This window comes from Pseudomonas sp. P9_35, from assembly GCF_034008205.1.
Classification (GTDB): domain Bacteria; phylum Pseudomonadota; class Gammaproteobacteria; order Pseudomonadales; family Pseudomonadaceae; genus Aquipseudomonas; species Aquipseudomonas kilonensis.
The window spans coordinates 5,505,032-5,525,198 of record NZ_CP125373.1 but is presented as its reverse complement, the minus strand read 5'-3'; the positions used below and the strand labels follow the sequence as shown (position 1 = coordinate 5,525,198).

Annotated in this window: 26 protein-coding genes and 1 tRNA gene; 10 read left to right on the top strand and 17 right to left on the bottom strand. The window is 59.8% G+C overall.

All coding sequences use genetic code 11. The features are described 5' to 3' along the window. Window positions 1-379: 379 nt before the first annotated feature. The 6 genes from QMK47_RS28815 to QMK47_RS24515 all read right to left on the bottom strand — a co-directional run bounded on the left by QMK47_RS28815 (window position 380) and on the right by QMK47_RS24515 (window position 4,099). Window positions 380-541, bottom strand: coding sequence for a DUF3224 domain-containing protein (locus tag QMK47_RS28815; protein ID WP_367399821.1), 162 nt, complete (start codon window positions 539-541; stop codon window positions 380-382). 240 nt (window positions 542-781) lie between these two features. Further along, a complete protein-coding gene (locus QMK47_RS24535) occupies window positions 782-1,081 on the bottom strand; it encodes an antibiotic biosynthesis monooxygenase family protein (protein WP_253478173.1) in 300 nt (99 codons plus the stop codon). Between the two features lie 54 nt (window positions 1,082-1,135). Then, the gene (locus QMK47_RS24530) at window positions 1,136-1,540 is read right to left on the bottom strand and encodes a DUF6463 family protein (protein WP_320389440.1); all 405 of its coding nucleotides are present in this window, start codon (window positions 1,538-1,540) and stop codon (window positions 1,136-1,138) included. After that, window positions 1,533-2,885, bottom strand: coding sequence for an AarF/ABC1/UbiB kinase family protein (locus tag QMK47_RS24525; protein ID WP_320389439.1), 1,353 nt, complete (start codon window positions 2,883-2,885; stop codon window positions 1,533-1,535). The genes QMK47_RS24530 and QMK47_RS24525 overlap by 8 nt, the downstream gene beginning before the upstream one ends. A gap of 45 nt (window positions 2,886-2,930) precedes the next feature. After that, window positions 2,931-3,377: a hypothetical protein gene (locus QMK47_RS24520; RefSeq protein ID WP_320389438.1), complete on the bottom strand. Its 447-nt coding sequence runs from the start codon at window positions 3,375-3,377 to the stop codon at window positions 2,931-2,933. 5 nt (window positions 3,378-3,382) lie between these two features. Then, a complete protein-coding gene (locus tag QMK47_RS24515) occupies window positions 3,383-4,099 on the bottom strand; it encodes a TetR/AcrR family transcriptional regulator (RefSeq protein WP_283552639.1) in 717 nt (238 codons plus the stop codon). Window positions 4,100-4,411: 312 nt separating this feature from the next. On the opposite strand from QMK47_RS24515, the gene QMK47_RS24510 reads away from it, so the two are divergent. The 4 genes from QMK47_RS24510 to QMK47_RS24495 are packed head-to-tail and all read left to right on the top strand — an operon-like array spanning window position 4,412 to window position 6,092. Further along, entirely contained in the window at window positions 4,412-4,843 is a 432-nt protein-coding gene (locus QMK47_RS24510) for an SRPBCC family protein (RefSeq protein ID WP_320389437.1), read from the top strand. After that, entirely contained in the window at window positions 4,840-5,277 is a 438-nt protein-coding gene (locus QMK47_RS24505; protein ID WP_320389436.1) for an EVE domain-containing protein, read from the top strand. The genes QMK47_RS24510 and QMK47_RS24505 overlap by 4 nt, the downstream gene beginning before the upstream one ends. After that, complete coding sequence (locus QMK47_RS24500) at window positions 5,274-5,738, top strand: MarR family winged helix-turn-helix transcriptional regulator (protein ID WP_053180418.1); 465 nt, start codon at window positions 5,274-5,276, stop codon at window positions 5,736-5,738. The genes QMK47_RS24505 and QMK47_RS24500 overlap by 4 nt, the downstream gene beginning before the upstream one ends. Before the next feature lie 24 nt (window positions 5,739-5,762). Next, window positions 5,763-6,092, top strand: coding sequence for a hypothetical protein (locus QMK47_RS24495; RefSeq protein WP_320389435.1), 330 nt, complete (start codon window positions 5,763-5,765; stop codon window positions 6,090-6,092). 13 nt (window positions 6,093-6,105) lie between these two features. Here the strand turns inward: QMK47_RS24495 and QMK47_RS24490 are convergent, their stop codons facing one another. From QMK47_RS24490 to QMK47_RS24450, 9 genes are all read right to left on the bottom strand, one after another. Beyond that, entirely contained in the window at window positions 6,106-6,486 is a 381-nt protein-coding gene (locus QMK47_RS24490; RefSeq protein WP_320412946.1) for a GNAT family N-acetyltransferase, read from the bottom strand. A gap of 27 nt (window positions 6,487-6,513) precedes the next feature. Beyond that, the gene (ychF, locus tag QMK47_RS24485; protein WP_320389434.1) at window positions 6,514-7,614 is read right to left on the bottom strand and encodes a redox-regulated ATPase YchF; all 1,101 of its coding nucleotides are present in this window, start codon (window positions 7,612-7,614) and stop codon (window positions 6,514-6,516) included. Window positions 7,615-7,636: 22 nt separating this feature from the next. Then, a complete protein-coding gene (gene pth / locus QMK47_RS24480) occupies window positions 7,637-8,221 on the bottom strand; it encodes an aminoacyl-tRNA hydrolase (protein ID WP_003205533.1) in 585 nt (194 codons plus the stop codon). Between the two features lie 166 nt (window positions 8,222-8,387). Further along, window positions 8,388-8,990, bottom strand: coding sequence for a 50S ribosomal protein L25/general stress protein Ctc (locus tag QMK47_RS24475; protein WP_018606432.1), 603 nt, complete (start codon window positions 8,988-8,990; stop codon window positions 8,388-8,390). A 140-nt stretch (window positions 8,991-9,130) separates the two neighbouring features. Beyond that, window positions 9,131-10,072, bottom strand: coding sequence for a ribose-phosphate pyrophosphokinase (locus tag QMK47_RS24470; protein WP_003205529.1), 942 nt, complete (start codon window positions 10,070-10,072; stop codon window positions 9,131-9,133). A gap of 47 nt (window positions 10,073-10,119) precedes the next feature. Continuing rightward, a tRNA-Gln gene (locus QMK47_RS24465) sits at window positions 10,120-10,194 on the bottom strand. Between the two features lie 36 nt (window positions 10,195-10,230). Beyond that, window positions 10,231-11,082 (bottom strand): 4-(cytidine 5'-diphospho)-2-C-methyl-D-erythritol kinase, encoded by an 852-nt coding sequence (gene ispE, locus QMK47_RS24460; protein ID WP_214512451.1) that lies wholly within the window; start codon window positions 11,080-11,082, stop codon window positions 10,231-10,233. A 1-nt stretch (window position 11,083) separates the two neighbouring features. Next, window positions 11,084-11,701, bottom strand: a complete 618-nt coding sequence (gene lolB / locus QMK47_RS24455) for a lipoprotein insertase outer membrane protein LolB (RefSeq protein ID WP_003205525.1) — start codon at window positions 11,699-11,701, stop codon at window positions 11,084-11,086. A 4-nt stretch (window positions 11,702-11,705) separates the two neighbouring features. Beyond that, on the bottom strand, window positions 11,706-13,430 hold the full coding sequence (locus QMK47_RS24450) for a tetratricopeptide repeat protein (protein ID WP_214512452.1): 1,725 nt from the start codon (window positions 13,428-13,430) through the stop codon (window positions 11,706-11,708). Window positions 13,431-13,602: 172 nt separating this feature from the next. On the opposite strand from QMK47_RS24450, the gene hemA reads away from it, so the two are divergent. The 6 genes from hemA (at window position 13,603) to QMK47_RS24420 (ending at window position 18,982) form a co-directional block, all read left to right on the top strand. Continuing rightward, the gene (gene hemA / locus QMK47_RS24445; RefSeq protein ID WP_214512453.1) at window positions 13,603-14,892 is read left to right on the top strand and encodes a glutamyl-tRNA reductase; all 1,290 of its coding nucleotides are present in this window, start codon (window positions 13,603-13,605) and stop codon (window positions 14,890-14,892) included. After that, entirely contained in the window at window positions 14,889-15,971 is a 1,083-nt protein-coding gene (gene prfA, locus QMK47_RS24440) for a peptide chain release factor 1 (RefSeq protein ID WP_018606464.1), read from the top strand. The genes hemA and prfA overlap by 4 nt, the downstream gene beginning before the upstream one ends. Window positions 15,972-15,985: 14 nt before the next feature. Further along, window positions 15,986-16,816, top strand: a complete 831-nt coding sequence (gene prmC, locus QMK47_RS24435; RefSeq protein ID WP_258689359.1) for a peptide chain release factor N(5)-glutamine methyltransferase — start codon at window positions 15,986-15,988, stop codon at window positions 16,814-16,816. Further along, complete coding sequence (locus QMK47_RS24430) at window positions 16,810-17,565, top strand: molybdopterin-synthase adenylyltransferase MoeB (protein ID WP_003205517.1); 756 nt, start codon at window positions 16,810-16,812, stop codon at window positions 17,563-17,565. Before prmC ends, QMK47_RS24430 begins: the two co-directional genes overlap by 7 nt. Then, entirely contained in the window at window positions 17,558-18,349 is a 792-nt protein-coding gene (gene murI / locus QMK47_RS24425; protein ID WP_258689358.1) for a glutamate racemase, read from the top strand. Before QMK47_RS24430 ends, murI begins: the two co-directional genes overlap by 8 nt. Window positions 18,350-18,463: 114 nt before the next feature. Further along, the gene (locus QMK47_RS24420) at window positions 18,464-18,982 is read left to right on the top strand and encodes an acyloxyacyl hydrolase (protein WP_092149578.1); all 519 of its coding nucleotides are present in this window, start codon (window positions 18,464-18,466) and stop codon (window positions 18,980-18,982) included. 63 nt (window positions 18,983-19,045) lie between these two features. Here QMK47_RS24420 and QMK47_RS24415 read toward each other — a convergent pair whose 3' ends face one another. Further along, a complete protein-coding gene (locus QMK47_RS24415; protein WP_258689357.1) occupies window positions 19,046-19,351 on the bottom strand; it encodes a YkgJ family cysteine cluster protein in 306 nt (101 codons plus the stop codon). Window positions 19,352-19,378: 27 nt separating this feature from the next. Further along, window positions 19,379-20,152 (bottom strand): SDR family NAD(P)-dependent oxidoreductase, encoded by a 774-nt coding sequence (locus tag QMK47_RS24410; RefSeq protein WP_258689356.1) that lies wholly within the window; start codon window positions 20,150-20,152, stop codon window positions 19,379-19,381. Window positions 20,153-20,167 lie beyond the last annotated feature (15 nt).

The window sequence follows — 20,167 nt, the reverse complement described above, 5'->3', positions numbered from 1 at the left end:
AGCCTGCTCGCGATGACGTCGGCACATCCAACATCATTGCAACTGAACCACCGCTATCGCGAGCAAGCTCGCTCCCACATTCAATCTCCAGTGAACAAAAAATTTATGTTCAACACAAAACCACTGTGGGAGCTAGCTTGCTCGCGAAGAGGCCGGCACATCCAATATCTTCATTGGCCGTGAAACCGCCTTCGCGAGCAGGCTCGCTCCCACAGGAAAAACGCGTTCGCAAAAAAGCCAGGTCGGCTGTCACCCCAGCTTCCGTGCAATTAAGCGGTGGGGGGGTAGTGGGCTGGTTTGAGCATGATCTCGATCTTTGGCTCGAATCCAAAGCTACCTGAACCTCAACCAAGGAGGGCATTAAAAATCGCTGACTACTTCAGACCTTCCCAAGAGCTGTGCCGTCAACGTAATAAGACATGAGGTATTCGACGCTACTTGTTCTCTCGATGGCGCCAGCATAGGACTGCGTGACTTTGGCGTATGAGAGCTTCGGAGTTTCCTCAAGTTCTTGAGACGGCTTCTCGTCCCAGCCAGTTATCTAAACGTGCAGCTAACAGTCGTTTTCATGGGGATTTAGCTCTTTCGTCGTAGTAAGGGAATGTGGTGGTCTGATGCGCCGGGAACCTCGTTCCGCCTAATAACACCAGTTGCCACCTATGCGGCAGCAGTTGCGCGATATCACTAGCCTGGTGCGTGGCAGGCGCATAAGGACATCTTTCAGATAAACATACAGATATCCGGTGGCTGCCCACCCCCGGAGCCCCTCGCATTGTCGGTTTCAGCTGTAGGTGTGCACGCTGACTTCGAACGCCTCCTGGGTCGGCGGGGCGACTATCAGGGTGCCGATCCTGGCCAGCTCGCGTTGGATATAGCCGTTGGCCGCATCGGCATTCTGGTTGGCCTCCGTCTCCCAGACGGTGGTCGAAACGGCTTTTCCGGTCCTCGCATCGGTCAACAGCAAGGCGCTGACGAAACCCTTCTGCTGCCTGGCTACCGGGAGCACGTAGTCGCGGTAGACGGCGGTGGCTTCCTCAAGCTTCCCGGATTGGATCTGAATAGTCATGACTCTGGCGAACATGTTGGATTTCCTGTGAAGTTGAAAAATGAATGACTGAGATACAAAAAAACTTGCTCATGCACCCCTCGGCGACACGCCGGCCGCCTCGACGCGACGCCTCGTCACCAAGGCGATGCCCGGCGGGATGGCCAGCCAGACGCCGGACATGGGCATCAGCACGATGCCCAGGGCCGCGAGCAGCAGCATGCCGACACCCACCGCATGCAGCGTGGCCGTGTCATCGCACCGTTCGAGCGAGGTCACGGTCAGCGCCAGCAGGGCAAGTAGCACACCGAACATCACGAACCACACTGCCACTCCCTTGCGCGGATCGCGGTTGATGCTGTCGAAAATCCCAAGGTGGAGGATGTCGAGCAGTGGGTCGGCAAACATGAATCCGGCGGCGAAGGTGTGCAGGACGGCAACCCCCATCAAACAATGGCCAATCCAGGCCCTGGGGGTGTGAGAGCGCTCAGACATGACGTGACTCCTTGAAGGATGAATGGATCCAGGGGGTTATGGTGACCACCTCGGCGCCCAGGGTTTTCAGCAGCTGGTTGATGCCCAGGAATGCCCGGTCGAAATACGGCAGCTCCGGTGGCACGGCGATCAGGGCCCGTGTGAGGACCTGGCGATGTGCGGCCGTCAAGACCGGAAAGGCAGAGCGGTTCGCGAAGTCGAAGCGGGCCTGCCGGAACGGCTCGATCTGCCAGGTCCGTATCGCGGCGAGGGCCGGCATCAGCTGCTGTTCGAAATCGGCATCCGACAGGCTGGGCGAAATCAGGCCGAGATCGACATAGGCCTGGCGCAGCGGTGTGCTGTCGCCACCCGCCACCTTACTCAGGCCTATACACCAGACCCGGGCGATCCTGTCGGTAAAGGCCGGCGACAACGGCTTGGTGCAGCCGAAATCGATCACCCCTAACTGGCCATCCGGCATAAACAGGAAATTGCCGGGATGAGGATCGGCATTCAACCGATGCCATCCGAACACGCTGTGCATAAACCAGTCGAATAAGCACTGGCCCGCACGGTTGCGCGCCGCCTGGGCGGGTTGGGTGGCCAGCCAGGCATCGAGGTGCAGGCCGCCCACCGCCTGCATGGTCAGCACGCGCCGGGTGGTGTGGCTGAGCACCGGCTGCGGTACCACCACATCCGCCAGCTGCGCATGCTCGCCGAACCATTGCAACTGTCCGGCCTCATGGGTGTAGTCGACTTCCTCGGCCAGCCTGTGTTCGATGTCGGTCATGATCCGGTCGACGATGTCGTGGCCGGGCAGCAGGTCGGACGTCAGCCGTAGGCCCTGCAGCAGGTGGCGGATCAGGCCCATGTCACTGCCGATGGAGGCCGCGATGCCGGGGTATTGCACCTTGACCACCACCCGTTCGCCACCGTGCAGCTCGCCATGGTGGACCTGGCCGAGACTGGCCGCGGCGAAGGCCTGCGGGTCGAAGCGCTGGAACAGTTCGTCGGCGTCCCGCGAGAACTCCTGGCGGAAGACTTTATGCACCAGGGCTCGGTTGAGTGGCGTGGCCTGGTGGAAGCCGCGCGCCAACTCGCGGCGCACCCCCTCCGGCAGCAGGCTGGCTTCCATGCTCAGCAGTTGCGAGGCCTTGAGCGCCGTGCCCTTGAGCTGGTTGAGGGCACCAAAGAAGATGCGACCCAATTCGGCTTCATGTTCGGCTTGGCGCGCATCGACTTCACCCGGTGCCGGTTTGCGGCGCACCAGGTGACCCAGGTGGGCCACGCCGGCCTGGGCGACGGCCAGGCCGGTGATGGCGCCCCGGGCCATACGCCCGGTGCGGAGTTTGGGATCAGTGGCCATGGGACTTCCTTCGGTGCGGCATGTCAGTGAGGGGGCGACGGCAGCTCATACAGAAGCCCCCATCATCCGTGGCCAGGCCTGGTACAACCCGACCAGATGCACCAGCCCGACCAGCATGCACACCCCCGAGCTCCACAGCAGGAACGGCGTGACAGCGGCCCGGCTGAACAGTATCAGCGGAACTATGGCCAGGCCGCGCACCACGTAGACGGCCGTCAGCGCGCACATCACCTGGGGCACCCAAGGCAGCGCCAGACGGAGTCCACCTGCCGCCAGGGCATAGGCCGCCCACAGCCCCAGCACCGCCGCGATGCCGGCCGTCACCAGGGACGGATACACCCGGCCGGCGTCTGCCGCACGGGCAAAACGTTCGCCTGCGCCGAAAAACCGGTACCAGGGCCCGCCACCGAGGATGATCATCAGATGCAGCAACGAGGCTACTGCACTGAGGCCGGCGGCCAGCACCAGCATCGGATTGAGGGGATTTCCCATGTCCATCAGCGCTTGACCAGCGGACGGGCGAGCTTGACCAATTCGATCAGCGACGAGCCGTTCTGCATCAGGCGCGAGAACTGGCTGCGCAGCAGAAACCCGCCCAGATCCGACAGCTTGTTGAGCAGGCCGCTTTCCAGGGTCTGCGCCAGCACCGCCAGGGTGAGGTCGACCAGCCGGGTGGTGTCGGAGAACTCGTCCGAGCTGTCGTTGAGCCAATAGACCACCACCGTGAACAGGTAGTCGGCGAAAAGGCCGCCAATAAGCGGCTTGAAGTCGCAGGCGGCGATGCTGCCGTCGGCCTCGGCGGCCTCGAGAAACCCGGTCACGGCCTCCTTGATGGCGCGCTTGCCCGGCAGGGTATCGCCCATCAATAACATCGGCGACTTACCCACCAGGGCTCGGGCGAGGGCCACGAACTCGCGATCGGGCAGCAACAGTTCCAACAGCGCATCGACGAGACGCTGCAGGCGTTCTTGCAGGCTGAAACTGTCGAACCCAGCCGTGGCCAGGGTCTCGGCGAGGGCGTCGGCCAGGGCCTGCTCGAAATAGCCCAGTACCAGCTTTTCCTTCGTGGAGAAGTACTTGTAGATGGTGGCATCGCCCAGGCCGGCAGCACGGGCGATCTGCTTCATGCTGGTGCCGTCGAAGCCGTGCACCGACATCAACTCGACAGCGGCCTGCAGGAGAAGCCGCTGGTTTTGCTGCTGCTTGGGTTTCATAGATTTATATACTCACTATCATTTAATCGAGAATATACACGTGATTATCGATAGTTTGTATCGTTTTATCTGAAAGGCCAAGCGCGGATCACACTCTGCAGACGATGTTTCTCAAGGCTGCGCAGGCCCCACCGACGCGCGTGAAAGTCGCTTCTTTGCTGTCGGTGGCATCGCTGGGTACAGGCCCGGAAGATCGGCCCACGATGCTTTGCGTCGGATAGCGACCGCTAGCGCGCTTCCTCATGTGCGTTATTCGGTTGATGATTATTGTATGTGCGCTTATGATAAATTCACTTACAAAAAGGAGTCGACATGTCCAATCGCATGCACGCCAGTGCTTCATACCGTCACGAAACCAGCGCACCTGCGGCAACAGTCTGGGATTTTTTTGAAGCCGTTCACCTATGGAAGGACTGGAACGCAGGTGTCTATTCATGCGTGCTTGACGGCCCGTTCGTCGAGGGTGTGTGGATGACGATGGTGTTGCCTGACCAGGAGGTTATCAAGTCGCAGCTGGTCGAGGTCAATGCGCCGATTGGGTTTACGGATGAAACCCTGCTTGGCGATGTAACCGTTCGCGTCAAGCACGAAATCATTGCGCTCCCGAATGGCAACCACTCAATCGCCTATTCGATTGATGTCGCGGGAGAGGGCGCCGAGGATATCTGCGCGCAAGTGTCTTCCGACTTTCCTGAAGTCCTGCGTGCACTGGTGGCCCGCGCAGAAAGTACGGTGAGCGTATGAGCCAGGCGTGGCTGGGTGTTGTATCGCGCTCACACGTCTGGCGAGGTGTGGAGGGCGGCTTTGCGCAGGTCTGTCACGGCAAGGTCCAGCCTCTACGCAAGATGAAGAAGGGCGATATTTTCGTTTATTACTCCCCGACTGTTGAGATGCACGGTGCGCCGCTGAAAGCCTTCACAGCCTTGGGGGAAATCCAGGACGATGAGGTGTTCGAATTCGATATGGGCGAGGGGTTCGTGCCGTTTCGTCGCCGGGTTCGATATGCCGTGGCACAAGAAGTACCCCTGGAAAAATTGCGTGGAGATCTGGACCTGTGTTCCCCGCCAAACTGGGGCATTGTGCTTAGACGCGGTTTGATTCCACTGACCGAAAAAGATATTCGCTTGATTGCCAGCGCAATGGATGTAGATCTGGCTGAGCTGAGGCGTAACCGATGAAGTCGAAACCGCTGCCAACCAGCCATAGCGGACCGTCAGATAGTCCAGGTTTTTTGCTCTGGCGCATCTCCAACACCTGGCAGCGCGAGCAACGCGCCGCTTTGCAGCCGTTGGGCCTGACCCATACTCAGTTTGTCATGCTTGCAGTCACCACCTGGTTCGGTTCACAAGAGCCGCTTACCCAGGCGCGCCTTTCGCAACTGACTGGCAGCGACCCGATGACCACCTCTCAGGTGGTCAGGGCGCTTCTTGCAAACGGGCTGTTTGTAAGAGATGTCCATCCTACCGACACGCGGGCCAAGATTATTTCAGTCTCCGAAGCGGGGCGTGATATCGCACACAAGGCAATCGTCGTAGTGGAGGAAGTCGATCGCAAATTTTTTGCAGCTCTGGGTGAGCAGCAATCCAGCCTCGTCTTTCTTTTCCAAAAACTACTCGATAAGAAATCATTGACAGAATAAAGACGGCTTTGGATTCCAGGCACTATGACCACCAAACCTTGCGCCCAGGCATCGCGCGCCGAGTACACGCGGGGCATGAACCGCATGCTCAACTACACCGATGCTCATCTGGATCATTCTTTGGATGGCGTGCAGTTGGTCGACGTTGCCGATTTCTCGCGCTTTCATTTCATCGAATCTTCGCTGCATGGATGGGCGAGACAATTGGCAGTTAGCTTCCTGTCCTTTGGCGCACAATTTCTGAGTTGCGCGACTGAATCGCCGCTAAGCCGCATGTGCATTCTGAGCAAGTCGCGAAGGGCTGCAGTCGACTCTTGCGGATCTTGCAGCGTGCCGTTTTTGCCTGCTTCGTGACTATTCCAACTGGTTAAAACAGTCGGGTCATCAGCACATAAGGCACGCCAAACATGTCTGGCAGATTGCGCACCACCGCGAAGCCGGCTCGCTGGTATAAGTACTGCGCAGCTTCCATTATCGGGGTTCTATGTAATGCGATTAACGTCGTGCTATCGCGCTTCGCGCGGTTGATGCATTCGTCGAGTAGAGCCTGGCCAACGCCATGGCCCCGTGCTTTTGGCACAACTGACATCAACCGTACCATCGGCCATTCGGGCGAAAAAAAGTCGGGCTTGGGCTGGTTTGGACCGACATAGCCGGCCGCGCCGAAACACTTAGGGACATTATGAAACGAAAAAGCCGCGCGAATGCGCGGCTTTAAAGGTTTTTTGCCATTTTCGTGGTGTTTCATGAAACACCACGAAAGCAGCTAGTCCACTCAGACGTTAAAGCGGAAGTGCATCACATCACCATCCTTGACGATGTATTCCTTGCCTTCAAGACGCCATTTACCCGCTTCCTTGGCGCCCGCTTCACCCTTGTACTGGATGAAATCCGAGTAGGCGATGACTTCGGCACGGATGAAGCCTTTTTCGAAGTCGGTGTGGATCACGCCAGCGGCTTGCGGTGCGGTGGCACCGACGCGGACGGTCCAGGCGCGGACTTCTTCGACTCCGGCGGTGAAGTAGGTCTGCAGGTGGAGCATCTCGTAGCCGGCACGGATTACGCGGTTCAGGCCAGGCTCTTCCAGGCCGAGGGCCTCGAGGAACATGTCTTTCTCTTCACCGTCATCCAGTTCGGCGATTTCCGCTTCGATCTTGTTGCAGACCGGAACGACCATGGCGCCTTCTTCTTCGGCAATGGCCTTGACCACGTCCAGGTGCGGGTTGTTCTCGAAGCCGTCTTCAGCGACGTTGGCGATGTACATGACCGGCTTGGTGGTCAGCAGGTGGAAGCCCTTGATCACCAGCTTCTCGTCGGTGCTCATGTTCTTCATCAGGCTGCGCGCAGGCTTGCCTTCGGTGAAGTGGGTGATCAACTGCTCCAGCAGGCCTTTCTGGACGACTGCGTCCTTGTCACCACCCTTGGCGTTGCGGGCAACTTTCTGCAGTTGTTTTTCGCAGCTGTCGAGGTCGGCGAAAATCAGTTCCAGGTCGATGATTTCGATGTCGCGTTTCGGGTCGACGCTGTTGGAGACGTGAATCACGTTCTCGTCTTCGAAGCAGCGCACCACGTGGGCGATGGCATCGGTTTCACGGATGTTGGCCAAAAATTTGTTGCCCAGGCCTTCGCCTTTCGACGCACCGGCCACCAGGCCTGCGATGTCGACGAATTCCATGGTGGTCGGCAGGATGCGCTTGGGATTGACGATAGCTGCCAAGGCTTCCAGGCGCGGATCGGGCATCGGCACGATGCCGCTGTTCGGCTCGATGGTGCAGAAGGGGAAGTTCTCGGCCGCGATACCGGATTTGGTCAGGGCGTTGAACAGGGTGGACTTGCCGACGTTAGGCAGGCCGACGATGCCGCAATTGAATCCCATGGTGTTTCCCCTCGGATAAGTGTCAGGCCTTCTGGCTGTGCAGGTTTTTCATCGCGCGGTTCCATTCACCGGCGAGGATATCCGGCAGCACGCCGAGGGCAAAGTCGATGCTGGCATCGAGTTTTTCCTGTTCGGCGCGAGGCGCACGACCCAGGACAAAGTTTGAAACCATACTGGCAACGCCTGGGTGGCCGATGCCGAGCCGCAGGCGGTGAAAGGTATTCTGATTACCCAGTTGCGCGATGATGTCGCGCAACCCGTTGTGACCGCCATGGCCGCCGCCTTGCTTGAGCTTGGCGACGCCCGGAGGCAGGTCGAGTTCGTCGTGGGCCACCAGGATTTCTTCAGGCTTGATGCGAAAGAAGCCGGCCAATGCCGCTACGGCCTGGCCGCTGCGGTTCATGTAGGTGGTGGGAATCAACAGACGAACATCCTGACCCTGGTGCGAGAAGCGACCGGTCAGGCCGAAATACTTGCGATCGGCTGCCAGGCTGACGCCTTGTGCCTGCGCGATGCGCTCAACAAAAAGGGCCCCTGCGTTATGCCGGGTCTGTTCGTATTCAGCGCCTGGATTTCCCAAGCCAACGATCAGTTTAATGGCAGTCACGATAGGGGCCCTTCCTGGAGTGTGGATAACGATGTCGCAATCAGGCGGTGTTGCGACAGTGGACGAAAATGGCGGATTTACCGTTAAGTAAACTTCGCGTTCTCGCCCGCTGTCTCGCTACGTTCCAGTCCGCGATGTTTCCAGTCACTCCGGCGACAGAGTGAAATTACTCTGCAGCGCCTTCTTCAGTGGCTTCTGGAGCAACACGTGGAGCGTGGACGTTGGCAACAGCCTTGTCATCGCCGTGTGCCAGAGCAACAAACTCAACGCCTTTAGGAGCCTTGAGGTCGGACAGGTGAATGATCGTGCCGACTTCGGCGTCAGCCAGGTCGACTTCGATGAATTCAGGCAGGTCTTTCGGCAGGCAGGTCACTTCGATTTCCGAAACAACGTGCGAAATTTCGCCGCCTTTCTTGATCGGAGCAGCTTCGCCAACGAAGTGCACAGGCACGATAGCGGTCAGTTTCTGGCCAGCTACTACGCGTACGAAGTCAGCGTGCATCACGTGGCCTTTAGCCGGGTGACGCTGCAGGGCCTTGATCACGACGTTCTGCTTGGTGCCGCCAATGTTCAGCTCGATGATGTGGCTGTAGGCCGCTTCGTTTTCGAGCAGTTTGGCAACTTCTTTGGCCAGCATGCTGATGGACTCAGGGGCTTTCTCGCCACCGTAGACTACAGCTGGAACCAGGCTTGCGAGACGACGCAGGCGGCGGCTCGCACCTTTCCCCAGGTCGGAACGCACTTCAGCATTCAGAGTAAAATCGTTCATGTTGTATCTCCAAAATAGCCATTTCCGAATGACGTCTGCGACCGACGCCAAAGCGGTATGGGCAAAAAAGCCCCGCCCCAACATGAGTGTTGGGGCGGGGCGCTTTTCGTCAACGAGATCTCCTGGAAAGGGCAGGGCCCTTAGCGGAACATCGCACTGATCGATTCTTCGTTGCTGATGCGGCGAACCGCTTCGGCAACAACCGGTGCGATATCCAGTTGGCGGATACGCACACAGGCTTGTGCTGCAGCGGACAGCGGGATGGTATTGGTGACCACCAACTCGTCCAGCACGGAGTTTTCAATGTTCTCGATCGCTCGACCCGACAGCACAGGGTGTGTGCAGTAGGCAAAGACCTTGGCAGCGCCATGCTCTTTCAGGGCCTTGGCCGCGTGGCACAGGGTGCCGGCGGTATCGACCATGTCATCGACCAGAATACAGGTACGCCCTTCGACGTCGCCGATGATATGCATCACTTCGGAGTGATTGGCTTTCTCACGGCGTTTGTCGATGATACCCAGATCCACGCCCAGGGATTTGGCAACCGCTCGTGCACGCACGACGCCGCCAATGTCCGGGGACACGATCATGAGGTTTTCGAAGCGCTGATCTTCAATATCATCCACCAGGACCGGGGAGCCGTAGATGTTATCCACGGGAATATCGAAGAAACCCTGAATCTGGTCAGCATGCAGATCAACCGTGAGGACACGGTCGATGCCGACTACGGTCAGCATATCAGCCACGACTTTCGCGCTGATTGCCACACGTGCGGAACGCGGACGGCGATCCTGACGGGCATAACCAAAGTAAGGAATAACAGCAGTGATACGAGTAGCCGAGGAGCGACGGAAGGCATCAGCCATCACGACGAGTTCCATCAGGTTATCGTTGGTCGGAGCGCAAGTCGGCTGAATAATGAAGACGTCTTTACCGCGAACGTTTTCATTGATCTCGGCAGTGATCTCGCCGTCGGAAAACTTACCGACAGAAATGTCACCGAGAGGGATATGCAGCTGACGTACGACACGCCGAGCCAGATCGGGGTTAGCGTTCCCCGTAAAGACCATCATCTTGGACACGCGCAGTACCTGAAGGCTGAGGGTATACCTGGATGAGTATAGGAAAATGGCAGGGGCGGCTGGATTCGAACCAACGCATGGCAGGATCAAAACCTGCTGCCTTACCGCTTGGCGACGCCCCTGTATCTGTTGCTGCGAGTGCCCAGCACTCGATTCCTTTAGAGCAGGTCTTGCAGCTTGCGATGCAACATCGAAACGTTGCTTCCTTTTGCTACAAACCCTGTAAGGGTCTCTGTCAGAAGGGCCGAGACTTTATCAGCTTCAGCTTTGCTTGGGAAGCCCCCAAACACACAACTTCCAGTTCCGGTGAGTTTTGCTTCGGTAAATTTACCTAACAAATTCAAAGCGTTACGAACATCTGGATAACGCCTTGCTACCACCGGTAAGCAGTCATTTCGACTGTTTCCCTTGGGAACGGGGCGCACTTTAATGGGAGGAGAGTTACGTGTCAACAGTGGATCTGAAAAAATTTCTGCTGTACTTACAGATACTTGCGGCACCAGCACCAAGTACCAGGGTTCTTCGGGTTCCACTGGGGTGAGTTTTTCCCCGACGCCCTCGGCGAAAGCGGCGTGGCCACGCACGAAAACCGGCACGTCGGCGCCCAGTGTCAGGCCCAGGGTCGCCAGGCGATCGATGTCCCAGCCAAGCTGCCACAAGTGGTTTAGGCCCAATAAAGTCGTCGCCGCATTCGAGCTGCCGCCACCGATGCCGCCGCCCATGGGCAGGATTTTTTCGATCCAGATATCGATGCCCAGCGGACAACCGGATTGTGCCTGGAGTTTTTTCGCGGCCTTGACGATCAGGTTGCTGTCGTGGGGAACACCGTCGAATTCGGTGTGCAGGCGAATCACGCCGTCATCGCGTACGGCAAAGGTGATTTCGTCGCCGTAGTCCAGGAACTGAAAAATCGTCTGCAACTCGTGGTAGCCGTCCGGGCGACGACCGAGGATGTGCAGCATCAGGTTGAGCTTGGCCGGGGAGGGCAGGGTCAGGCGTGCGGCGCTCATGTCATTGCCCCAGCTTGCGCGGCTGCCATTGCTTGATCACCAGCGTGACGTCGAGGTTGCTGCCGTGCAGCTTGATGCGTTCGGGTAGCCAATAGCCGTTCTGCTGGGCGTAGCTGAGGTATTCGATCTGCCAGTCATCCTGTTCCAGATTGGACAGGCGGCTGTCGGCGTCGAGGGTCAGGCGGCTTTTACTGTCCGGTGCCGGCAACCCGCGAACCCACCAGGTCAGGTGGGAGACCGGCAGCTTCCAGCCCAGTTGTTCTTCCAGAAGCGCTTCGGGCGTGGGCGCCTCGTAGCGTCCCTGGTTGGCGACTTCCAGCGACACCTGGCCCGGCCGGCCGGTCAGGCGGGCCGCACCGCGACCCAATGGGCCAGACAGGCGAATGTCGTAGTAGTCCTGGCGTTGCAGCCAGAACAGCGTGCCACTGCCGGAGTCTTTCGGGGCGCGAATGCCGATCTTGCCGTCGATCTGCCAGCCGTCGAGGCCGCTCAGTTGTTGCTTGTGCTCGCGCCATTGGGCCTGGTTGCCCTGGCCCTGGACGGATTCACGGGCGCCGAAGCCCGCGCAGCCGGCGAGCAGGGCAATGAAGCTGAAAACGATGAGATGGCGCAAAAACATAATCTTAAAGAGTCTCGGATCCGGTCAGGCGTTTGATGGTGCTGCGCAAGATTGGGCTGTCAGGCTGATCCTTGAGGAATCGGCTCCAGATCTGCCGGGCTTCGCGTTGTTTGCCGTTGGCCCACAGGACCTCGCCCAGGTGCGCGGCGACTTCCTGGTCGGGAAAGCGCTCCAGGGCCTGGCGCAACAGGCGTTCGGCTTCGTCGAGATTGCCCAGGCGGAAATTCACCCAGCCAAGGCTGTCGAGCACCGCCGGGTCTTCCGGATTGATCTGGTGGGCCTGTTCGATCAGCAGCTTGGCTTCGTCATAACGGGTGGTGCGATCCGACAACGTATAGCCCAGGGCGTTGAGAGCCATGGCGTTGTCCGGGTCACGCTGGATGATCAGACGCAGGTCTTTTTCCATCTGTGCCAGGTCATTGCGTTTCTCCGCCAGCATGGCGCGGGTATACAGCAGGTTCAGGTCGTCCGGGTACTGCTTCAAGGCTTTTTGCAGCACGTTCCAGGCCTTGTCGCCCTGATTGTTGGCCGACAAGGTTTCGGCTTCGATCAGGTACAACTGGATGCCGTAGTCCGGTTGGGAGTCGCGTTGTACCGCGAGGCGGCTCTGGGCTTCGGCGGTCTTGCCATTGCCGATCAGGATATCGGCCTGGCGCAACTGCGCCGGCAGATAGTCGTTGCCCGGGCCAACCTGGGCGTACTCGATCAGTGCGCTCTCAGGGTCATTGCGTTCCTCGGCGATGCGTCCCAGGTTCAGGTGGGCCGAGTCGACGTGGCTTTCCCGGGCGATCAGGTCTTCCAGGTAACCCTTGGCTTCTTCCCAGGCCTTGGCTTCCAGGCAGACCAGTGCCAGTGAATAGCGCAGCTCGTCGTCTTCCGGGTATTGCTGGACCAGGCTGGAGAACTCCACCTTGGCGTCGTCCATGCGGTTGTTTTCCACCAGCATGCGGGCGTAGGTGAGGCGCAGGCGTTTGTCGTCCGGGTACTTCTTGATGCTTTTTTCCAGCAGCGGCAGCGCTTCGTCGCCACGGTTCAAGCCTTGCAGCAGGCGTGCGCGCAGCAGGATCGGCGCCACTTCGCCAGCTTCCGGCGGGTTGTCTTCCAAGAGCGTGAGGGCGCCCTGGGTGTCCCCATCCTGTTGCAGCAGCAGGGCCTTGCCGAAAATCAGCTGGCCGTTGTTCGGGTGGCGCTGCAACAGGCGATCGAAGCTTTTCATCAGGCCGTTGCGGGTTTCCTGGTCGGTATCGGCGGCGGACAGGGCCAGGAAGTCGAAATGGGTGTCGCCCTTGCCCAGCAGGACCTTCTCCATATACATCATGGAGTCGTCGTAGCGCCCGGCCCGGGCCAGTTGCACGGCGGCGGCGCGCTGTGCTTCGAGGTCGTCCGGGGCATTCTTGGCCCAGATCAGCGCGGTATCCAGCGCGGGCTGGTCGGCGCCCAGGTATTCGGCAATGCGAAATGCCCGCTCGGAGATCCCCGGGTCCTGGGTATTGATGGCCTGGGTCACGTAGTTATCCAGCGCAATATCGAAGCGATTGCGCTGGCCTGCCAGTTCGGCGCTCAACAGGCTGAAGATGGTTTCTTCGCTGAACGAGCCGTAGACCTTGGGTTTTTCAGGTACCTGCACGCTGTCTTCGACCGGCGGCGTACCGTCCGTCGAAACGGGGGCCATGGACTGGCAGCCGCTGAGCAAGGCAAGAGCGAGGAGCAACGCGGAAGATCTATTCATATAGGAAGAGGACGACTAACCTGCGGTCAGATCATCATGACACAAGCCTTCGGTCAAACATAACCGCCCCGTCGATTTACAACCCAGGGCAGGGCGATAGAGATCGAGTGGTTGTTCTGAATCTGACGAAGTAGGACAATTGCCGGCTTCACGTCACTATCAGCGACCTTGAATGGCCTTCCTTGCACTCGGTATAAACCACAAGACTGCTTCAGTAGACGTCCGCGAGCGCGTGGCCTTTACGCCTGAGCAGCTGGTTGAGGCCTTGCAGCAGCTCTGCCGACTGACCGACAGCCGCGAAGCTGCGATCCTCTCCACCTGCAATCGCAGCGAGCTTTATATAGAACAGGATCACGTTTCGGCCGATTCAGTCCTGCGCTGGCTGGCCGACTATCACAACCTGAGCCTTGAAGAGCTGCGCGCCAGTGCCTATGTGCACGAAGACGATGCGGCCGTTCGTCACATGATGCGGGTCGCCTCGGGGCTCGACTCGCTGGTTTTGGGCGAGCCGCAGATTCTCGGCCAGATGAAATCGGCCTACGCCGTGGCCCGCGAGGCCGGCACCGTCGGCCCGCTGCTGGGGCGCCTGTTCCAGGCGACGTTCAACGCCGCCAAGCAGGTGCGTACCGACACCGCTATCGGTGAGAACCCGGTGTCCGTGGCGTTTGCCGCTGTCAGCCTGGCGAAACAGATTTTCAGTGATTTGCAACGCAGCCAGGCGCTGCTGATCGGCGCTGGTGAGACCATCACCCTGGTCGCCCGCCATCTCCACGACCTGGGGGTCAAGCGCATAGTCGTCGCCAACCGGACCCTGGAGCGGGCCAGTACCCTGGCCGAGCAGTTCGGCGCCCATGCGGTGCTGCTGTCGGACATTCCCGCAGAGTTGGTGCACAGCGACATCGTCATCAGTTCCACCGCCAGCCAGTTGCCGATCCTTGGCAAGGGCGCCGTGGAAAGTGCCCTGAAACTGCGCAAGCACAAGCCGATTTTCATGGTGGACATTGCTGTTCCCCGGGACATCGAGCCTGAAGTCGGCGAGCTGGACGACGTGTATCTCTACAGCGTCGACGATCTGCACGAGGTGGTCGCCGAGAATCTCAAGAGCCGACAGGGCGCGGCCCAGGCGGCGGAAGAGATGATCACCGTCGGTGCCGACGACTTCATGGTGCGCCTGCGCGAGCTGGCGGCGGTGGATGTGCTCAAGGCGTATCGTCAGCAGAGCGAACGCCTGCGCGACGAGGAACTGCAAAAAGCCCAGCGCCTGCTGGCCAACGGCGGCAGTGCCGAAGAGGTGCTGGTACAACTGGCCCGCGGCCTGACCAACAAATTGCTCCACGCCCCCAGTGTCCAGCTCAAGAAGCTGACCGCCGAAGGCCGCCTCGATGCGCTGGCCATGGCCCAGGAACTCTTCGCCCTCGGTGAGGGCTCACCGGATAGCTTTTCGGATAAAAAACCGCAATGAAAGCGTCACTGCTCAACAAGCTGGATATCCTCCAGGACCGTTTCGAAGAACTGACCGCCTTGCTGGGCGACGGCGAAGTCATTTCCGACCAGAACAAATTCCGCACCTATTCCAAGGAATACGCGGAAGTCGAGCCGATTGTCGCCGCCTATAAACAGTTGCTCAAAGTGCAGGGCGACCTTGAAGGCGCCCAGGCGCTGCTCAAGGACAGCGATCCGGACATGCGCGAAATGGCCGTGGAGGAAGTCCGCGAAGCCAAGGATCAACTGGTTGAACTGGAAAGCAGCCTGCAGCGCATGCTGTTGCCCAAGGACCCGAATGACGGGCGCAATGTGTTCCTGGAGATCCGTGCCGGTACCGGCGGCGATGAGGCGGCGATTTTTTCCGGTGACCTGTTTCGCATGTATTCGCGCTACGCCGAACGTCGCGGTTGGCGGGTGGAGATCCTCTCGGAGAACGAAGGCGAACACGGTGGCTATAAAGAAGTCATCGCCCGGGTCGAAGGCGACAATGTCTACGGCAAGCTGAAATTCGAATCCGGCGCCCATCGCGTGCAACGCGTGCCGGCCACCGAATCCCAAGGGCGCATCCACACCTCGGCTTGCACCGTGGCGGTATTGCCCGAGCCGGACGAGCAGGAAGCCATCGAGATCAATCCGGCGGACCTGCGGGTCGACACTTATCGTTCCTCCGGCGCGGGCGGCCAGCACGTCAACAAGACTGACTCGGCGATCCGCATCACGCACTTGCCCTCGGGCATCGTGGTCGAGTGCCAGGAAGAACGTTCCCAGCACAAGAACCGCGCGCGGGCCATGGCCTGGTTGTCGGCCAAGCTCAACGACCAGCAGACCAGCGCCGCTGCCAATGCCATCGCCAGCGAGCGCAAATTGCTGGTGGGCTCGGGCGACCGTTCCGAGCGGATCCGTACCTACAACTTCGCCCAGGGCCGGGTCACCGACCATCGCGTCAACCTGACCCTGTATTCCCTGGACGAGATCCTTGCCGGTGGTGTCGATGCGGTAATCGAGCCGTTGCTGGCCGAATACCAGGCCGACCAGTTGGCTGCGATTGGCGAGTAAGCACAGGTGAACAAATGACCATCATCGCCAGTCTGTTACGCGCTGCCGAGTTACCGGATTCGCCCACGGCACGGCTGGACGCCGAGTTGTTGCTGGCCGCAGCCTTGGGCAAGCCCCGCAGCTTCCTGCACACCTGGCCCGAGCGGATCGTACCCAGTGAAGCAGCGTTGCTGTTCTCCGAATACCTGCGGCGGCGTCGCTCCGGCGAGCCGGTGGCGTACATCCTCGGGCAACAGGGCTTCTGGAAACTCGACCTGGAAGTCGCGCCTCATACCTTGATCCCGCGTCCCGACACCGAGCTGCTGGTGGAAACCGCGCTGGCTTTGTTGCCGGCCACACCGGCCCGGGTCCTGGACCTGGGCACCGGCAGCGGCGCGATTGCCCTGGCATTGGCCAGCGAGCGCCCGGCCTGGAAAGTCACCGCGGTCGACCGGGTGCTGGAGGCCGTGGCCCTGGCCGAACGCAATCGCCAGCGCCTGGACCTGCGCAACGTCACGGTGCTGAGCAGCCACTGGTTCAGTGCGCTGGAAGACACGCGTTTCGAGTTGATCATCAGCAACCCGCCGTACATTGCAGCCAGCGATCCGCATCTGGCCGAGGGTGACGTGCGTTTCGAGCCGGCCAGTGCCTTGGTTGCCGGGCCGGACGGGCTCGATGATTTGCGCCAGATCGTTGCCCAGGCACCGACTCATCTCGAGCCGGGCGGCTGGCTGATGCTCGAGCACGGCTACGACCAGGCCGAAGCGGTGCGCGATTTGCTGCGCAGCCAAGGCTTTGTCGAAGTCCACAGCCGCAAGGACCTGGGCGGTCATGAGCGCATCAGCCTGGGGTGCCTGCCGTGCTGAACGATCAGGAGTTGTTGCGCTACAGCCGGCAGATTCTGTTGCAGCACGTCGACATCGACGGCCAATTACGTCTCAAGCAAAGCCGCGTGCTGATCATCGGCCTTGGCGGTCTCGGCGCCCCGGTGGCGTTGTACCTGGCCGCCGCCGGGGTGGGTGAAATGCACCTGGCGGATTTCGACACCGTCGACCTGACCAACCTGCAACGCCAGATCATTCACGACACTGACAGCGTCGGCCTGAGCAAGGTCGATTCGGCGATGCGACGCCTGGGGGCGATCAACCCCGAGGTTCGGCTGGTGCCTCACCGGGCGGCCATGGACGAAGACAGCCTGGCCGCGGCAGTCGCGGCAGTGGATGTGGTGCTCGACTGTTCCGACAATTTCTCGACCCGCGAAGCGGTGAACGCGGCCTGTGTTGCGGCGGGTAAACCGCTGGTCAGTGGCGCGGCGATTCGCCTGGAAGGGCAGTTGTCGGTGTTCGACCCACGCCGCCCCGAAAGCCCTTGCTACCACTGCCTTTACGGCCACGGCAGCGAAGCCGAGCTGACCTGCAGCGAGGCCGGCGTGATCGGACCGCTGGTGGGATTGGTGGGCAGCCTGCAAGCCCTTGAAGCCTTGAAGTTGCTGGCCGGTTTCGGTGAGCCGCTGGTGGGGCGCCTGCTGTTGATCGATGCCTTAGGTACGCGATTCCGTGAACTGCGGGTCAAGCGCGACCCAGGTTGCAGCGTCTGCGGTGGCCAACATGAGTGAAGCGCCGATCGGTGTGCTCGACTCGGGTGTCGGCGGGTTGTCGGTGCTGGGGGAAATTCGCCAGTTGCTGCCCAATGAGTCGCTGTTGTATGTGGCCGACTGTGGGCATATTCCCTACGGCGAGAAGACCCCGGAATACATCCGACAACGCTGCGCGATCATTGCCGACTTTCTCCTGGGCCAGGGTGCCAAGGCGCTGGTTGTAGCCTGCAACACCGCAACGGTTGCTGCCGTTGCCGATCTACGCCGTGATTTCCCCCATTGGCCCATCGTCGGGATGGAGCCGGCGGTCAAGCCGGCGGCTGCCGCGACCCGCAGCGGTATCGTCGGTGTGCTGGCCACCACCGGCACCTTGCAGAGCGCCAAGTTCGCCGCTTTGCTCGACCGTTTCGCCACCGATGTGCGAGTCATCACGCAACCGTGTCCGGGCCTGGTTGAACTGATCGAGACGGGTGATTTGCACAGCCCGGCCTTGTATCAATTGCTGCAACATTACGTCGACCCCTTGCTGGCAGCCGGCTGCGATACGCTGATCCTGGGCTGCACGCACTATCCGTTCCTCAAGCCATTGCTCGCGCGGATGATTCCGGAGCACATCAGCCTGATCGACACCGGTGCCGCCGTGGCCCGGCAACTTCAGCGCCTTTTGGCTGAGCGAGAGCTGCTGGCTGAGGGGCCAGCCGACGAAACGTATTTCTGGACGAGTGCAGACCCGATACATTTAAGAAAAATCCTACCGACGCTATGGCATTCGTCCGGCGTTGTGCGAAGCTTCGATCTGTAAGAAGAATGTGAAAACCGTGTGAAACGGGCTGAACTTCTGTTTGGGTACGGATTTCTATAACTTTGTCTGTTTGTAACAAAACTAACTAAGTCTGTTCGGAAAAGGATGTTTCTAATGAAGCGCTTATTCTGCTTTGCCGCGTTTGCGGCTGCATTGTTGGGGCACACTTACACTGCACAAGCAGCGGGTGTGGAATTTGGGGTTGGCCAGACCAGCGATTCGACCATGACCTATCGCCTGGGCATGCAGTTCGACTGGGACAAGAGTTGGCTGCAAAGTGATGTCGGTCGCCTGACCGGCTACTGGAGCGGCGCCTACACCTATTGGGAAGGGGACGAGACATCCAGCAATCACAGCCTTTCGTTTTCGCCTGTGTTTGTCTATGAATTTTCCGGCCAGAACGTTAAGCCTTACATCGAGGCGGGTGTTGGGGTGGCGTTGTTCGCCAATACCGAAGTGGAAGACAACAAGCTCGGTACGGCTTTCCAATTTGAAGATCGTATCGGCTTCGGCCTGCGCTTCAACGGTGGACATGAAGTGGGCATTCGCGCCACTCATTACTCCAACGCCGGCATCAAGTCGACCAACGACGGTGTAGAAAGCTACTCGCTGCACTACACGATGCCGCTGTAACAAAACAGTTTGAGAACTGTGGGAGCGAGCAAGCTCGCTCCCACAGTAGATCAGGCCAGCGCTTTATCGATACGCCGTCGCAATCCCTTGGCGTTCTTCCAGGCATTCCGGCGCGCCCATCTCGAACTCGCGGCAGATCAGCGGGCGCTTTTCGTAGATGGTGCACATCATGCTGTCGCGATCCAGGGCCGCGCACCAACCGTCATCCAGCCGCAGCATCACCTCTCCACCCCAGTCGTCCGTGTCGATAAAGCGCTCCGGGACCCCGGTGTCGGTGATCAGCATCACTTCCAACTGGCAGCAGCACGCCGCGCACGTCGAACACGTGACGGCCGGTGTCGGGATTTCACGGACAGGGATGGTTTTCATGGCGCGCAGTGTAAGGCAATCAGCGGCTCAGGGTTGTCCCTTGATCGGATAGCCGTTTTTCGCCTGGCATGAGCCAATATCGGTCGGCACGCATTCGGTCGACGAAGGCAAAGGCCAGAGTGCGGTCATGGACGCGATGGGAAGCGCGACTTCCCGCGGGCGCTCGACCAACTGATTCAGCACGTGCCGCGCTGTTTCGTCCGCCGACCAGTGAATCGGGGGTTGGGGGCAATCGTCGGGCCCCAGCAATGGGGCGTCGTAGCCAGGGTGTACCAACGTCACATCGACACCCGCGTATGCCAGGTCTGCCCGAGCCGATTCGAACAGATGACGCATCCCGCTGCCACCCGCTTCTATTTGTGAAGGGGGCAGGTAAGTTGCCGGGCTGGCAATACCCACAAGATGAGGTTCGGTCCCGGCGCGCAGCAAGGGCATGGCCACTTCGATGCAGAAACTGGCAGCCAGTAGATTGCTGCGCACAATATGCTCGATCAATGTGTGATCAGCCGGCTGCCCGTCAACGTACTCAGCCGTCCCGGCATTGACGATCACCTGATCCAGGGCGCCCCATTGCCGGGCGATCTGTTCGCCGATCTCGCGCACGGCCTGGCTGTCGGTCAAATTGCCGGGCACGGTCAGCACTTGTCCTGGATAACGTACCGAAAGGGTTTCGCATGATTGGGTCGAGCGCGAACTGACGGCCAGGTATGCACCCGTCTGCAGTATCGCTTCCGCCAACGAAGCGCCGATTCCGTTGCCAGCCCCGGTGAGCCAATAGCGCCGTGGCAGTCTTAGACCCATTCCCTGCTCCTTTCG